Raw genomic sequence first — 15,081 nt, 5'->3', positions numbered from 1 at the left:
TCTACAGGACGACGTCCGCCCGGTACGTGCGCAGCCAGGCGTCGAGCTGGAGGGTCGTCTCCAGCGCGGCGCGGCTCATGCCCTCCTCCAGGGCCGTGGTCCCGTCGCGGCGCAGTGCGGACCTGAGGTCCGACGAGACGAGCGGGCCGAGCGGGCTCGACCCGTCGAGCAGGACGTCCGAGAGGCGCTCGCGGAGCCCCTGGTTGTACGCCGCCGCCCGGATCGAGGGGTACGGCGTCTTGACGCGCTGGGAGATCGCCGTGGGCAGCAGGTCCTTCATGGCGGCGCGCAGCAGGCTCTTCTCACGCCCGTCGAAACTCTTCATCGCCCAGGGGACGTTGAAGGTGTACTCGACCAGCCGGTGGTCGGCGAACGGGACCCGGACCTCCAGCCCGCAGGCCATGCTCATGCGGTCCTTGCGGTCGAAGAGCACCTGGGCGTGGCGGGTGAGGGCGAGGTAGGTGGTCTCCCGGTACCGGGCCTCGGCGGCGTCGTCGAGGTGCCGGCCGGCGTCGATCTCCGCGACGGCGCTGCTGTGGCAGTCGCGTTCGTAGGTGTCCAGGTCGAGCTTGGCCATCAGGTCGGGGCTGAAGACGATGTCGTTGCCCTGGTAGTTGTGGCGGCCCTCGTGGACCCACGGGAACGTGGTGGAGAACACCGCGTCGGGGTCGCGCTGCCAGCGGTAGCCGCCGAACACCTCGTCGCCGCACTCACCGGAGAGGGCGACCGTGGAGTGGCGGCGGACGATCCCGAACAGCATGTGCAGGGAGGCGTGTTCGTCGCCCTTGGCCAGCGGGAGGTCGTACGCCCGCAGGACCGAGTCACGCAGCTCGGGTGCGAGCAGGTCCGGGGCCTTGAGCGGGAGTTCGCTGTGGTCCGAGTCGACGTGTTCGGCGAGCAGCCGGGCGTAGATGTGGTCCTCGTTGGCGGCGCTGCCCGCGCTGCCGTCGAGGTCGGGGTCGCTGACCGAGCAGGACCTGATGCGCCCCCGGCCCTGTGCGCGGGACGCCTGGGCGGCGAGCGCGGTCAGGGAGCTGGAGTCGAGTCCGCCGGACAGCAGGGTGCACAGCGGTACGTCGGAGACCATCTGCTCCTCGACGACGGCGCCGAGGAGGTCCCGTACGGTGCTGATCGTCCGGTCGAGCGGGTCGGGGTGCTCGGTGATCGCCAGTTGCCAGTAGCGCTCCTCCTTCGCGCCGGCGCGGCTGACCCGTACGGTGCAGCCCGGCGGCACCTCGCGCATGCCGCGGAACATCGCGTGGCCGGGGACCTTGGCGACGGAGAGGATGTCGCGCAGTCCGTCGGTGTCCAGGACGGGCCGGAACCCGGGGTGGGCGAGGATCGCCTTGGGCTCGGACCCGAACAGGACGCCGGAGTCCGTCTCGGCGTAGTACAGGGGCTTGACGCCCATGCGGTCGCGGACGAGCAGGAGTTCCTCCCGGTCGGCGTCCCAGGCGGCGAAGGCGTAGATGCCGCGCAGACGTGTGGCGCAGCCGGCGCCCCACTGCTGGAACGCCTTGAGCACGACCTCGGTGTCGCTGCGGGTGGTGAAGGAGTGCCCCAGGCTGCTGAGCTGGGTGCGGAGCTCCTCGAAGTTGTAGGTCTCACCGCTGTAGGTGAGGACGGCCCGGGTTCCGGGGGCCGTCCCGGCGGCCATGGGCTGGCAGCCGCCCTCCAGGTCGATGACGGACAGGCGCCGGTGCCCGAGGGCGACGTGGGTGTCCGTCCACAGGCCGCCGGCGTCGGGCCCGCGGCGTTCCATGGTGGCGGTCATGGCGTGCGCGATGTCGCGGTCCACCGGCCGTGCGAAGTCGACCCATCCTGCAATGCCGCACATGTGAATACTCCTGGGAGATACGGGTGTTGTGGTGCCGTGCGTGTGTGGCGGTCCGGAACTACAGGCGTTCGACGTGGGCCCGGGGGCGCGCGGTGCCCCGGGTGTCGAGCAGCAGCGGCGCGTGCTGTTCGATCACGTCGATGTCGTACTCCTTGTGCTGCTGGAGCAGGATGACGAGATCGGCCTGGGCCAGGGCGGTGGGCAGATCGGCCGGAGCGCTCGGCACGGGTGTGCCGTCCACCTCCCACGTGGGTACGTGCGGGTCGTGGTAGGTCACATCGGCGCCGAGCGAGCGGAGCCGGGTGACGACGGCCCTGGCCGAGGTCTCGCGCTGGTCGGCGATGTCCGCCTTGTACGTCACTCCCAGCAGGAGCACGCGCGAGGTGCTGAGCGTCCGGCCCTTGCGGTCCAGCAGGTGCTGGGCTCGTTCGACGACGTACCGGGGCATCCGGGTGTTGATCTCCTGGGCCAGTTCGACCATCCGGAAGGGGTAGCCCAGTGTGCGGACCTTGTGGGCCAGGTAGTTGGGGTCGATGGGGATGCAGTGGCCCCCGACGCCCGGACCGGGGCGGAACGCCTGGTAGCCGAACGGCTTGGTGGCCGCGCAGGAGATCGCGTCCCAGAGGTCGATGCCCAGTTCGTTGGAGAAGATCGCCATCTCGTTGACCAGGGCGATGTTGACGTGCCGGTAGGTGTTCTCGATGAGCTTGGCCATCTCGGCCTCGCGGGTGCCGGCGGCCTGGACGATCCGGTCGACGACCTTGCCGTAGAAGGCCGCCGCGACGGTGGTGCAGGACGGGGTGTGCCCGCCGATCACCTTGGGGGTGTTGCGGATGTTGTAGTGCTTGTTCCCGGGGTCCACGCGCTCCGGGGAGAAGGCCAGGTGGAAGTCCTGGCCGGCGACGAGGCCGGAGCGTTCGAGGAGGGGGCGGACGATCTCGTCCGTGGTGCCGGGGTAGGTGGTCGATTCGAGGACGACGAGGGTCCCGGGACGCAGGTGCCGGCCGATCGTGGCGCAGACGCTCTCGACCATGGCGAGGTCCGGGCCGCCCGACGGGGACAGCGGGGTGGGGACACAGATGACGACGGTGTCCGTGTCGGCGATCACGCTCTCGTCGGTCGTGGCGGTGAAGCCCTGGGCACGTATACCGACGACGGCGTCGTCGTCGATGTCGTCGACGTGGGAGATTCCGGTGTTGAGGCGGGCCACGGTGGTGGCGTCGCGATCGAGACCGATGACTTTCATACCGGATCGGCTGGCCTCGACCGCGAGCGGAAGGCCGACATAGCCGAGGCCGATGACCACGAGGTCACTGCGCACAACGTTCCCTTTCAGCGTGCGGGAAGAGCGGGACAGCGGTGTTCACACCGCGCGGGCGCGGACTGCCAGGGCGGCCACCAGGAGCGGTGGCGCGAGCAGGAGGGCGAAGGCGACGGCATAGCCGTCGAGCGCCGTCGCGCCGGAGGAGATACAGGCGTTGAGCACGCCGGAGGCCATGGCCAGCACGACGACCTGGCCGAGGTTCATGTTGGTCTGCATGGCGCTGGTGGTGTGGCCCTGCCGGTGCGGGGCGCTGTGCCCGAGCGACAGCACGGTGACACACGGATCGAGCAGGCCCATGCCGACGGCCGCCAGGGGCATCGCCGCCAGAGCCGTGGCCGGGGGGCCGAAGCAGCCCGCGACCGCGAGCGCGACGGAGGCGGCCATGATCAGGGCGCCGACGACGACCAGCCGGTGTCTGGCGACGTCCTGGAGCAGCTTGCCCTGCACCCAGGAGGCGCCCGCCCACAGCACCGCCGAGACGGTGAAGGCCACACCGACCGTCACCGGCGCCACATCCCGTTCGGTGATGAGCATGAGCGGGACCAGCGCCTCGATGGTGAAGTACGACCCCGAGGTCAGACCGCGCAGCAGCACCGTGGTGGGCAGACCGCGGGCGCTGCGCCAGGTGCCCTTCGGCAGCAGCTTCGGGGCGAAGACGACCAGGAGCGCGAGGCCCGCGGCGACGAACAGGAGGTGCCGCACGCTCCAGCCCGACACCCCGTACTGTCCCAGGGCCGCGCCGAGGCTGAGGAGCGCCGCGACCAGGAGCGGGGGGCGGGCCGCCCGTTCCTCCTCCGGCGGCAGGTCGGCCGGCCCGGCGGCGCCGTCTCCCGCCGGTCTGCGCAGGACGGCCATCAGGGCGACGGCGGGCAGGGCGGTCAGGACGGCCAGGCCGTAGAAGACGGCGCGCCAGGACCACCAGTCGGCGACGACACCGGCCAGCGGCGGGCCGACCAGCGACGGGATGACCCAGCTGGCGCTCATCAGCGCGAGCATCCTGGGCCGGAGCGACTCCGGGTAGGACTGGCCGATCGCGGTGGTCACGGAGACCGCGACCATGCCCGCGGCCAGACCGTCCAGGAACCGGCCGGCGGCCAGCTGCCACACGGACACGCTGGAGGCGGACACCAGCAGAGTGACGACCGACAGGACGATGCCGAGGGCCAGCGGGCGCCGGGCCCCCGACCGGTCGGCCCAGTGCCCGCCGAGGACGCCGCCGAGCAGGCTGGCCGCCACGAAGCAGCCCGCCACGACCGGGAACAGGGAGACCCCGTCCAGGTCCTGCACCGCCGTCGGCAGGGTGGGCACCACCGCGAGGGCGGCGAACCCGGTCAGGAACATCACCACGGCGAACGTGGTGGTGGCCGCCGCGTACGGCCGGGAGAAGATCCCGGCCTCGGCGTCCCGGGAGTCGAGCGTGTGCTGTTCGTCAGTCAACGGGACCTCGTCGTCGTGGCCTGGGCGTGAGCGTGTCGTGCGTGTCGCAGGCCAGCCACTGGGCCAGGGCCCGAGCGCCGTCGTGCACCGCGGCGGTGGGCTGCCACCCGGTCTCCGCCGTGATCAGCCCGGTGTCCATGACGGGCGCGTACGGCTGCTGCGCGGGGGTCTGCTCCCATGCGGTGCGGCGTGCGGTGAGCGCCGCGAGTTCGGCGAACTCCGTCTCGTCGAACTGTGCCGAGGCCACGTTGTAGACGGCCGTCGACGCGGGGCGCGCCAGGACGGCGGCGAGTGCGTCGGCCAGGTCCCGGTGGTCGAGGATCTGGTGGCGGCGCCCGTCGGTCAGACGCATCGGCCTGCGGGTCCAGGCGTCCAGCATCCAGCCGGCCAGTACGCCGTCCAGGGGCGCGTGCGGGCCCACGAGTTCGGCGGCGCGGAGGATCTGGACGGCGGCGCCGGTCTCGGCGCCCCAGTTCAGGCAGGCCTGCTCCTCCTGGCGCCGGGCGAGGGCCGACGCGTCGAGCGGCCGGTCGAGCGGCAGGTCCTCCGCGTGGTTCCCGCCGGGCTCGCCCCGGTAGACGGCCGCCGAGCCGATGTGGACCAGCCGTCGGACACCGAGCTTCTCGGCGTCGGCGAGCAGATCCGTCAACGGGTAGGCGGTGTCGCCCGGTCCGCCCGGACTCACGACGGTGGTCACGTTCGGGTACCGCTGCGCGTCGAGGCGCTCCGCGTGGGCCGCGTGCACCCCCGCGTCGCGCAGCAGGCGGGCCAGCTGCCCGGCGAACTCCCGGTCGCCGCCGGTGACCACGACCTCCGCGGTCTCGTCCGGCTCCCCGGCGCGGGGTTCCTCGGAGACGGCCCGGTGGGCCGCGCGCCCGGAGGCGAAGGCGTCCAGGGCCAGCCGGCGGATCAGGGGGATCATGTCCAGGAGTTCGGCGCCGGTGTACTCCTCGCACAGGCCGCCCGGCCCGAGGGAGTTCATCACGGCGTCGGCCACGGCGGGGTCCGGGTCCTCGGCGCTCAGGCCGTCGAACACGGCGCCGGTCGCGAAGGCGGTCAGCCACACCTGGCGGCGGACGCGTTCGGGCAGGTCCGGGGCGTCCGCGGCGGCGAGGCCCGCGTCACTGCGTGCGAGGAGGCCTTCGCGCAGCAGATACCGGTGGGTCTCCAGGTACTCCCAGTGCGCTCCGTAGCGCACCGCGCACTTGGACTCTCCGTACTGGTAGAAGGGCACCACGGTGAAGGTGGCGCAGTCGCCGGTGGCGGTCGCGGGCGTCCGCTCGCCGAAGAACGTGGCCCGCCGCCAGCCGTGGGTGCTGTTCCCGGCGAGGCTGGGTACGTCGTCGTGGTCGACGGTGCTGGGAACGCCGATGCGCACGGGGATGCCGAGCGACTTGAGGTAGCGCTGGATGACGACGTCGTAGGGCCAGCCGTCCCCGTGCTCCGCAGCGAACCGCGCGTAGCCGCGGGCGGCTTCGGCCGGGAGCATCAGGGCGAGCGAGGGGACGTGTTCGTCGATGGCGTACGCCCAGGACGCTCCGGTGAGCGCGCCCAGCCGGACGACACCGCTGTTCCGGCCTTCCCAGCCCTCGTAGAAGGCGACGGCTTCACCGGGAACAGCGGCGGCGACCTCTTCCGCATACGCAAAGAAGTTGTCCGCCATCAGGATGTCGTCCTGGAACACGACATGGTGGGTGGCGTCACCACCTACACAGCTCCACGAGGGATTCGCGGTGCGCAGTGCGGTGGGCGGGCCGGATGGATCAGGGTCGGTGACGACCTGGATCCGGCCCTGCGGGTCCTTGGCCGCGATGCGTTGTGCCGCGTCGATCCGCCTGGGGTGCGTCATGACTGCGCCGGTCAGAGAGACAGCGTTCACCGCTTGCCTTCCGGTCGTTTGGATTCCGGTCCGGTGTGTGCTCCGGACCGGCAAGGAGAAAAGGTGTCCGTGGTCTTCCGGCAGGCAGCACTACGCCGTGCGGTCGAGCCGGCGACCGCCTCCGCGCATCCGGAATCCGTTTTACGGATTCCCCGGGGATGCGGGGCGCGGTCTGTGCGGTCGAATGCGTCAGCCTTCGGACGCGTCGGAGTTGCGTACCTGACGCACGTTCTCCTTCAGCCCGTGATCTGCGCCTTGTTCACGTTCGAGCTGGATCATGGAGGCGGGCCGGTAGTTCAGGATGTACGCCCGCCGGGTTCCGTCGGTGGTGTTGCCGCGCGACGAGTGCAGCGTGGAACCGGAATGTGCCACGCCCTCCCCGGCCCGCAGCGGCACCGCGGTGGCGCCCGGCTCGTCCTCCGAGCAGTCGCACTCGATGTTCTTGCCGTCGCTGGTGGGCCGGTGCGGCCTCAGCGGCTGCAGGTGGGAGCCCTGGACGTACCACATGCACCCGTTGTCGAGGTGCGCGTCGTCCAGCGCGACCCAGATCGAGACGGCCCGGCGGTCGGGCATGTCGACCCAGTACGCGGCGTCCTGGTGCCACGGGGTGGGGACGCCCGAGTTCGGGCCCTTGTGGATCATCATGTCGAAGTCGAGTTCCGCGTCGTCGCCTATGAGTTCACGGGCGACGGACAGGGCCCGGTCGTGCAGCGGCAGATCCCGCAGCGGCGGGTGGAGCGCCGACGGCCACATGATCTGCGTGATGTTCTCGCGGACTCCCGCTTTCCGGGGCACATGCGAACCGAGGTCCGACCGCTTGTCCCCCGTCGCGATGTCCCCACTCAGAAGACGGTCGTAGACTTCGCGATAGAGCGCGAGCTCATCGTCCGAAAGAAGTTCCCCGACAGCTGTGAATCCGTCAGATGTGAACTTCTGCTTAAGTCCGGAAACTACCGGCGTGGCCACAGTGAACAACCCCCCTCACACCCCCTCCCCGCGTCGCGGCGGAGCGCAGAAGAGGGGGAAGACCGTCATGGAGTACCAGCCCAGACCCCACAAGCTGGTCTGGACCTTTGGGCAACGAGGCAGGAATCTACGGAACCGGCCACCCGAGGTCAACCACCTGGAATTGGCCAAGCGAAGGTCTGAAAATTGCCGTTTGATTTCGGCCTACTCGGTGATCTCGCCATTTGCGCCCGGAAAGTCCTGGCTTCCGAATTCGGCGGATCGGATTCCCGTGGCGCGGAAAGGATCAAGCGGCTACGGTTCATCGCGCCGCCGGTCCGCCGAAACCGGACAACTCCCGTCCGTCACCGACAAGGAGCACCGTGAGCGCCCCATCCAGCCCGCCGCGCGTACACGCCGCGATACGTCGCAACCCCTACGGCTACATGCTCAGCGACGCCGAACTCACCGAGCTGCTCACCGATCTGGGCCGGCGCCGCGCCGTGAGCATCCAGCGGAACCACACCGCGTCCGCGGGCGAGGCGCCCCGCGGCCCGTATCCGCGTCCGGCCATGGGTTTTGTGATCCTGGACCCCACCGCGGACGCGGGCACCGGCCACGCCGACGCCGTCCTGGCCGCGCTCACGGTCGGGGAACAGGCGGCGGCGTTCCTGCCGAAGGCGGCAGCCAAGGCCGCCGCCCACCGGCGGCTCGGCCACAACAACGGAACGGCCGCGCACACCGACCCGCACCTCATGGGGAGCGGGGCGTTCCGCTACGGCCACTCGGCCGAGGTCCGCGGGGTGATCGTCGCCGCCAGCTCACAGAGCACCGACCAGGACCTCTACGAGGCCTCCCGGCTGGCCGCCGAACTCGTCGAGGTGCTCGGGGAGCGCCATCGCGCGTACGAATGGCGTCAGGGCGAGACGGACTGGCTCTCCTCGCAGGACCATGTCCCGGAGATCTACCGCGAGATGGTCGCGTGGTTCCCGGACGACGCGCCGGGCGCCGGGGCCTGAGCGGACGTCCGGAGCCTGAGCGGGCGGGCCGCGCCCGGACCCGCGAACGCCCGAGCCCCCACCCGCGAGTGCGGGCAGGGGCTCGGCCGGGCAGCGGCGGGTCAGTGGCCGCCGGGGCGCAGTGGTTCGCCGGGGCTCAGTGGTTGCGGGGGAATCCCAGGTCCACGCCCGAGGGGGCGTCCGCCGGGTCGGGCCAACGGGTGGTGACCACCTTGCCCCGGGTGTAGAAGTGCACGCCGTCGTTGCCGTAGATGTGGTGGTCGCCGAAGAGCGAGTCCTTCCAGCCGCCGAAGGAGTGGTACCCCACCGGCACCGGGATCGGCACATTGACGCCGACCATGCCGGCCTCGATCTCCAGCTGGAAGCGGCGGGCCGCACCGCCGTCGCGGGTGAAGATCGCCGTGCCGTTGCCGAACGGCGAGGCGTTCATCAGGGCCACGCCCTCGTCGTACGAGTCCACGCGCAGCACGCACAGGACCGGGCCGAAGATCTCGTCCCGGTACGCGTCGGAGTCGGTGGAGACGTTGTCCAGGAGCGAGAGGCCGATCCAGTGGCCGTCCTCGAAGCCCTCCACCGTGTGGCCGGTGCCGTCCAGCACCACATCGGCGCCCTGGGCGGCGGCGCCCGTGACGTAGGAGGCGACCTTGTCCCGGTGGGCGGCGGTGATCAGGGGGCCCATCTCGGACGTGGGGTCGTTGCCGGGACCGATCTTGATCTTCTCCGCGCGCTCACGGATCTTGGCGACCAGCTCGTCGCCGACCGCGCCGACGGCGACGACCGCCGAGATCGCCATGCAGCGTTCACCCGCGGAGCCGTACGCGGCCGAGACCGCCGCGTCGGCGGCGGCGTCCAGGTCGGCGTCCGGCAGGACGAGCATGTGGTTCTTCGCGCCGCCGAGCGCCTGGACGCGCTTTCCGTTGGCGGAGGCGGTGGCGTGGATGTAGCGGGCGATCGGGGTGGAGCCGACGAAGGAGACCGCGGCCACGTCCGGGTGGGCCAGCAGGCCGTCGACCGCGACCTTGTCGCCGTGCAGGACGTTCAGGACGCCGTCGGGCAGCCCCGCCTCGGCGGCCAGCTCGGCCAGCAGGTTGGCGGCCGAGGGGTCCTTCTCGCTCGGCTTCAGGACGAACGTGTTGCCGCACGCGATGGCCAGCGGGAACATCCACATCGGCACCATGGCCGGGAAGTTGAACGGCGTGATGCCCGCGACGACACCGAGCGACTGGCGGATCGAGGAGACGTCGACCCGGCTGGAGACCTGGGTGGACAGCTCGCCCTTGAGCTGGGTGGTGATGCCGCAGGCCAGCTCGACGATCTCCAGGCCGCGGGCGACCTCGCCCAGCGCGTCGGAGTGCACCTTGCCGTGCTCGGCGGTGATCAGCGCGGCGATGTCGTCGCGGCGGGCGTCCAGCAGCGCGCGGTAGCGGAACAGGATCGCGGTGCGGGTGGAGAGCGAGGACGTGCCCCAGGTCGCGTAGGCGGCCTTCGCGGCGGCGACCGCTGCGTCCACCTCCTCGGCCGAGGCGAGCGCGACCCGGGTGGTGACGGCGCCGGTGGCCGGGTCCGTCACGGGGCCGTAGTTGCCCGACGTGCCCTCGACGGTCTTGCCACCGATCCAGTGGTCGACGGTCTTCGTCATTGCGTACTCCTTCAAGCTGTCAGAGGTGGCGGCGTCGGGCTGCGACGTGGCGGTCGTACTCCTCGCGGGCCTCGACCGCCGACGAACGGGTCGCGGTCTCGGCTACCGGAACATCCCACCACGCCTGTGCCGGAGGGGGGCCCGACACTGTGTCGGGCGTTTCGGTCTCGACGTAGACACAAGTGGGACGGTCCGCGGCACGGGCCTCTGCGAGCGCTTCGCGCAGGTCGTGCACGGTGCGGGCGCGCAGCACCCGCATGCCGAGGGAGGCCGCGTTGGCCGCGAGGTCGACGGGCAGCGGCTCGCCCGTGAAGCCGCCCGCGCCGTCCCGGCGGCGGTAGGCCGTGCCGAAGCGCTCGCCGCCGACGGACTCCGAGAGACCGCCGATGGAGGCGTACCCGTGGTTCTGGAGGATGACCAGCTTGACGGGCAGCTCCAGCTGGACGGCCGTGACGATCTCGGTGGGGTTCATCAGATACGTGCCGTCGCCGACGAGCGCCCAGACCGGGCGGTCCGGAGCGGCGAGCAGGACGCCGATCGCGGCCGGGATCTCGTAGCCCATGCAGGAGTAGCCGTACTCGACGTGGTACTGGTCGCGGGAGCGGGCCCGCCAGAGCTTGTGCAGGTCGCCGGGGAGCGAGCCGGCCGCGTTGACGAGGATGTCGTCCTCGGTGACCAGGGCGTCGAGCAGACCGAGGACCTGGGCCTGGGTGGGGCGCGCCGCGGGGTCGGGGGCGGCGAGGGCGGTGTCGACCCGGTGCTCCCAGCGCTCCTTGGCGTCGGTGTACTCGGTCTCGTACGCGGGATCGACCCGGTAGCCGCGCCCGGCGAGGGCCTCGCCGAGCGCTTCGAGGGCGGTGCGGGCGTCGGCGACGAGCGGGAGCGCGGCCAGTTTGTGGGCGTCGAAGCCCGTGATGTTCAGGTTGAGGAAGCGGACGGCGGGGTCGGCGAAGAGCGTGCCGGAGGCGGTCGTGAAATCGGTGTAGCGGGTGCCGACCCCGATCACCAGGTCCGCGGTGCGGGCCAGTTCGTCGGCGGTGGCGGTGCCGGTGTGGCCGATGCCCCCGACGTCGGCCGGGTGGTCGTGGCGCAGGGACCCCTTGCCCGCCTGGGTGGAGGCGACGGGGATCCGGGTGGACGCGGCGAAGGCGGCGAGGGTCTCCTCGGCGGCGCTGTGGTGGACGCCGCCGCCCGCGACGAGGAGGGGGCGGCGGGCGGAGCGCACCGCCCGTACCGCCTGTTCCAGTTCGTACGCGTCGGGGGCGGGCCTGCGCACATGCCAGTCCCGTTCCGCGAAGAACTCCTCCGGCCAGTCGTACGCCTGCGCCTGCACGTCCTGCGGCAGCGCCAGGGTGACCGCGCCGGCCGTGGCCGGGTCGGTCAGGGTGCGCATCGCCCGGAGCGCGGCCGGGATCAGGGCCTCGGGGCGGGTGATCCGGTCGAAGTAGCGCGAGACGGGGCGCAGACAGTCGTTGACCGACACATCGCCCGCGTGCGGGACTTCGAGCTGCTGGAGTACGGGGTCGGCGGGCCGGGCCGCGAAGGTGTCGCCGGGCAGCAGGAGGACGGGGAGGTGGTTGACGGTGGCGAGCGCGGCGCCGGTGACGAGGTTGGTGGCGCCGGGGCCGATGGACGTGGTGACGGCGTGCGCGGAGAGCCGCCCGCACTGGCGGGCGTACCCGACGGCGGCATGCACCATGGCCTGCTCGTTGCGCCCCTGGAGATAGGGCATCCGGGAGCCGGTCTCCAGGAGCGCCTGCCCGATCCCGGCGACATTGCCGTGGCCGAAGATGCCCCAGGTGGCGTCGATCAGCCGCCGGCGCCGCCCGTCGCGCTCGGTGTACTGGCGGGCCAGGAACGCGACCAGGGCCTGGGCCGTGGTCAGTCTGCGGGTGCGGGGCGGGGTGCGGTCGCTCGGGTTCGTCACCGGGCATCCTCCGGGCCGTAGAAGGGGAGTCGGGGGTCGAGCGGCTGATCCGGCCAGGTGTCACGGATCCAGCGGTGGTCGGGGTGGTCCCGGATCAGCCACTCGCGCCGCCCCGGCCCCGCCATCACGTTCAGGTAGTACAGGGTGCGGCCGGGCGGTGCGATGGACGGGCCGTGCCAGCCGTCGGGGATGAGGACCGCGTCCCCGCCCCGGACCTCGGCCAGGACATCCGTACCGCCCTCGCGGGAGGGGGTGACCCGGTGGTAGCCGAGCCCGTCGCCCTCCACCTCGAAGTAGTAGATCTCCTCCAGCTGCGACTCCACGCCCGGGTGGTGCTCGTCGTGCTTGTGCGGCGGGTACGAGGACCAGTTGCCGCCGGGGGTGAGGACTTCGACGGCGATGAGCCGGTCGCAGTCGAAGGCGTCGGCCGCGGCGAAGTTGTTGACCTGGCGCGAGCAGTTCCCGGTGCCGCGCAGTTCGACGGGTACCTCCGGCGCGGGGCCGTAGCGAGCGGGGAGTCGTCGCTCGCACTTCGCTCCTGCCAGGGCGAAGCGGCCTCCCGCGCCGGAGGCGATCTGTGCGTGGGCGTCACGCGGTAGATACGCGAAATCGGTCACACCGCTGAACACACTTTCCCGGCCCAGCAGTTCAAAGATGTCACCTGCTGTGTGCACCGTACAGCCGCCGGTCAACGGCAGCACGATCCATTCACTCTCCCCGGTGACAAGCGTGTGAACACCGCCGGGTGCCAGCTCCAGCACCCGCAGGCTCGACCGGTCCCAGCCCGCGCCGTCGGGATCGATGTCGAGGGCATAGGGGCCGCGCGCCGCGCCGCCGGCCCGCACATGGCGGTCGTGGAACCTTACGCCCTGCCGGTCGCCGTCCCGGCCGCCGTCGCCGTCCCGGCCGCGCTCGCTGTCGTGGTGCGTCGTCGTCATGCCCGGTTCCCTACCCTTCGGCAGCCGACTACAGCAGCGACACGGCGGTGTCGACGGCCCCCGCCACGTCCCCGTCGGCCGGGTAGAGCAGTGAACGCCCCACGACCAGCCCCTGGACGGTCGGCAGCCGCAGCGCCGTACGCCACTTCCCGTACGCGCCGTCGAGGTCGTCGCCGACGTCGCCGCCGAGCAGCACGGCGGGCAGCGTGGAGGTCTCCATCACCCGGGCCATGTCGTCGGGGTCCTCGGTGACCGGCACCTTGAGCCAGGTGTACGCGGAGGTGCCCGCGAGCCCGGAGGCGATGGCGATGGAGGTGGTGACGGCGGCGGCGCCGAGGTCGGTGCGCAGCCGACCGCCGGCGCGGCGGCAGAGGAACGGTTCGACGAAGACGGGCAGCCGGTGCGCGGCCATCGCGTCGATGGCGCGGGCGGCGGTGTGGAGCGTTTCGAGGGAACCGGGGTCGTCGTGGTCGATACGGAGCAGCAGCTTGCCCGCGTCGAACCCGAGGCGGGCCAGGTCGGCCGGACGGTGTCCGGTGAAGCGGTCGTCCAGCTCGAAGGCGGCGCCCGCGAGTCCGCCCCGGTTCATGGAGCCCATGACGACCCTGTCCTCCAGGGCGCCGAGCAGCAGCAGGTCGTCGAGGATGTCGGCGGAGGCGAGGACGCCGTCGACTCCGGGCCGGGAGAGCGCGAGGCAGAGCCGTTCGAGCAGCTCGAAGCGGTTGGCCATGGCCAGTGCGCGGTCGCCGACGGCGAGCGCGCCGCGCGCCGGATGGTCCGCCGCGATGATCATCAGCCGGCCGCCGGTACGGATGAGGGGGCGCCGCTGCCGCCGGGCCGCGGCCTCGGCCACCGCCTCGGGGCGGTGCGCCCGCAGCCGCACGAGATCGGCGACGGAGGCGGCGGTGGGCGTGAGGGGCGGCGGCGTCATGGGGTCGCTCCGGTCTCCGGTGCCGCGCCGCCGCCCGACGTGACGGCGCCGTCGGCCAGGGCCTGTTCCACTTCGTACGGGTACGGCATCGCGGACGAGCAGGCGAGGCGGGAGGCGACGATGGCCCCGGCGGCGTTGGCGTACCGCATGATCCGCGCGGTCTCCCACCCGGCGAGCAGTCCGTGGCACAGCGCCCCGCCGAACGCGTCCCCGGCACCGAGGCCGTTGACCACGCGCACGGGCAGGGGCGGCACTTCGACGGTGGTCCCGTCCCGGTGCGCGGCGAGGACCCCCTCGGGGCCCTGCTTGACGACGGCCAGCTCCACCCCGGCCGCGAGCAGGGCGCGGGCCGCCGCGTACGGCTCGCGCTCCCCCGTAGCGATCTCGCACTCGTCGAGGTTGCCGACGGCGACGGTGGCATGGGCGAGGGCCTCGCGGTAGCGGGCGGGCGCGAGGGTGCTGTGGTCACCGTCGTCCCAGAACATGGGGCGCCAGTCCAGGTCGAAGACGGTGGCCGTGCGGGACCCGGAGGCCGTACCCGCACCGCCCGCCCCCGGGGCGCGGGCGCGGAGCGCGGCGAGGGTCGAGGTGCGGCTCGGTTCGGCGCTGAGGCCGGTGCCCGTCATCCAGAAGATCCGGGCGGCACGCACCGCCGCCAGGTCGAGTTCCGGCGGCCGGATCTCCAGATCGGGCGCCTTGGGCTGCCGGTAGAAGTAGAGGGGGAAGTGGTCCGGCGGGAAGATCTCGCAGAACGTCACCGGGGTCGGGTACTCCTCGACATCGCTCACCCACCGGTCGTCGACCCCGAACTCGCGCAGCTGGTGGTGGAGGTACTCGCCGAACGCGTCCCGTCCGGTACGGGTGATCACGGCGGTCCGGCGGCCCAGGCGCGCGCCCGCCACCGCGACATTGGTCGGGGAGCCGCCGAGGAACTTCCCGAAGGTGTCGACCCGGGAGAGCGGTACACCGCTGCGCAACGGGTAGATGTCCACCCCGATCCGCCCCATGGTGATCACGTCGTACGGCTCAGGCATACGCGTCCCTCCGGCCCGCTGCGACCCCGCTCCGACCGTGCCCCGCGCCCTCCCGCCGCCGACGCCCGGCCGCGGCCGGATGGCCCGGTCCCAGGTCTAGCCCTCCCCCGGAGCCCTGTCAACATTTTGTCCGGACATTCGGACGAAGTCTTGACACCTCTTCACGAGGGC

The 15,081-nt window shown here is 72.0% G+C and carries 11 protein-coding genes; 1 reads left to right on the top strand and 10 read right to left on the bottom strand.

Going from position 1 to position 15,081, the window contains the following annotated elements; genetic code table 11:
• Position 1 precedes the first annotated feature (1 nt).
• The 5 genes from asnB to ABT170_RS07600 all read right to left on the bottom strand — a co-directional run bounded on the left by asnB (position 2) and on the right by ABT170_RS07600 (position 7,443).
• Positions 2-1,837 carry an asparagine synthase (glutamine-hydrolyzing) gene (gene asnB, locus ABT170_RS07620; protein ID WP_329944124.1) on the bottom strand — a complete coding sequence of 612 codons (1,836 nt, stop codon included), beginning with the start codon at positions 1,835-1,837 and terminating at the stop codon, positions 2-4.
• 58 nt (positions 1,838-1,895) lie between these two features.
• Positions 1,896-3,158, bottom strand: a complete 1,263-nt coding sequence (locus ABT170_RS07615) for a nucleotide sugar dehydrogenase (protein WP_329944125.1) — start codon at positions 3,156-3,158, stop codon at positions 1,896-1,898.
• Between the two features lie 42 nt (positions 3,159-3,200).
• Positions 3,201-4,598 carry an MFS transporter gene (locus tag ABT170_RS07610; protein WP_329944126.1) on the bottom strand — a complete coding sequence of 466 codons (1,398 nt, stop codon included), beginning with the start codon at positions 4,596-4,598 and terminating at the stop codon, positions 3,201-3,203.
• Positions 4,591-6,447, bottom strand: coding sequence for an NAD-dependent epimerase/dehydratase family protein (locus ABT170_RS07605; protein ID WP_351864913.1), 1,857 nt, complete (start codon positions 6,445-6,447; stop codon positions 4,591-4,593). Before ABT170_RS07605 ends, ABT170_RS07610 begins: the two co-directional genes overlap by 8 nt.
• A 219-nt stretch (positions 6,448-6,666) precedes the next feature.
• Positions 6,667-7,443 (bottom strand): phytanoyl-CoA dioxygenase family protein, encoded by a 777-nt coding sequence (locus ABT170_RS07600; protein ID WP_329944128.1) that lies wholly within the window; start codon positions 7,441-7,443, stop codon positions 6,667-6,669.
• A 362-nt stretch (positions 7,444-7,805) separates the two neighbouring features.
• On the opposite strand from ABT170_RS07600, the gene ABT170_RS07595 reads away from it, so the two are divergent.
• On the top strand, positions 7,806-8,441 hold the full coding sequence (locus ABT170_RS07595) for a hypothetical protein (RefSeq protein WP_329944129.1): 636 nt from the start codon (positions 7,806-7,808) through the stop codon (positions 8,439-8,441).
• 136 nt (positions 8,442-8,577) lie between these two features.
• Here ABT170_RS07595 and mmsA read toward each other — a convergent pair whose 3' ends face one another.
• Genes mmsA through iolC form a run of 5 tightly spaced genes read right to left on the bottom strand, consistent with a single transcriptional unit; the run spans position 8,578 to position 14,910 of the window.
• Positions 8,578-10,080, bottom strand: coding sequence for a CoA-acylating methylmalonate-semialdehyde dehydrogenase (gene mmsA / locus ABT170_RS07590; protein WP_329944130.1), 1,503 nt, complete (start codon positions 10,078-10,080; stop codon positions 8,578-8,580).
• Positions 10,081-10,099: 19 nt separating this feature from the next.
• Positions 10,100-12,007 (bottom strand): 3D-(3,5/4)-trihydroxycyclohexane-1,2-dione acylhydrolase (decyclizing), encoded by a 1,908-nt coding sequence (iolD, locus tag ABT170_RS07585; protein WP_351864908.1) that lies wholly within the window; start codon positions 12,005-12,007, stop codon positions 10,100-10,102.
• Positions 12,004-12,945: a 5-deoxy-glucuronate isomerase gene (iolB, locus tag ABT170_RS07580; protein ID WP_351864906.1), complete on the bottom strand. Its 942-nt coding sequence runs from the start codon at positions 12,943-12,945 to the stop codon at positions 12,004-12,006. The genes iolD and iolB overlap by 4 nt, the downstream gene beginning before the upstream one ends.
• Before the next feature lie 28 nt (positions 12,946-12,973).
• Positions 12,974-13,876, bottom strand: a complete 903-nt coding sequence (locus ABT170_RS07575) for a Cgl0159 family (beta/alpha)8-fold protein (protein ID WP_351864904.1) — start codon at positions 13,874-13,876, stop codon at positions 12,974-12,976.
• Positions 13,873-14,910, bottom strand: coding sequence for a 5-dehydro-2-deoxygluconokinase (gene iolC, locus ABT170_RS07570; protein WP_329944134.1), 1,038 nt, complete (start codon positions 14,908-14,910; stop codon positions 13,873-13,875). Before iolC ends, ABT170_RS07575 begins: the two co-directional genes overlap by 4 nt.
• Positions 14,911-15,081: the final 171 nt, after the last annotated feature.

The sequence above is a fragment of the Streptomyces sp. NPDC001787 genome (assembly GCF_040297465.1).
Classification (GTDB): Bacteria; Actinomycetota; Actinomycetes; order Streptomycetales; family Streptomycetaceae; genus Streptomyces.
The sequence above is the reverse complement of the archived record's forward strand: the minus strand, read 5'-3'. Positions and strand labels throughout refer to the sequence as shown.

What these genes read in the sequence shown, in the direction of transcription:
- iolC (WP_329944134.1), bottom strand. Translation starts at nt 14,910, where the DNA reads ATGCCTGAGCCGTACGACGTGATCACCATGGGGCGGATCGGGGTGGAC.
- ABT170_RS07575 (WP_351864904.1), bottom strand. Translation starts at nt 13,876, where the DNA reads ATGACGCCGCCGCCCCTCACGCCCACCGCCGCCTCCGTCGCCGATCTC.
- asnB (WP_329944124.1), bottom strand. Translation starts at nt 1,837, where the DNA reads ATGTGCGGCATTGCAGGATGGGTCGACTTCGCACGGCCGGTGGACCGC.
- iolB (WP_351864906.1), bottom strand. Translation starts at nt 12,945, where the DNA reads ATGACGACGACGCACCACGACAGCGAGCGCGGCCGGGACGGCGACGGC.
- mmsA (WP_329944130.1), bottom strand. Translation starts at nt 10,080, where the DNA reads ATGACGAAGACCGTCGACCACTGGATCGGTGGCAAGACCGTCGAGGGC.
- ABT170_RS07605 (WP_351864913.1), bottom strand. Translation starts at nt 6,447, where the DNA reads ATGACGCACCCCAGGCGGATCGACGCGGCACAACGCATCGCGGCCAAG.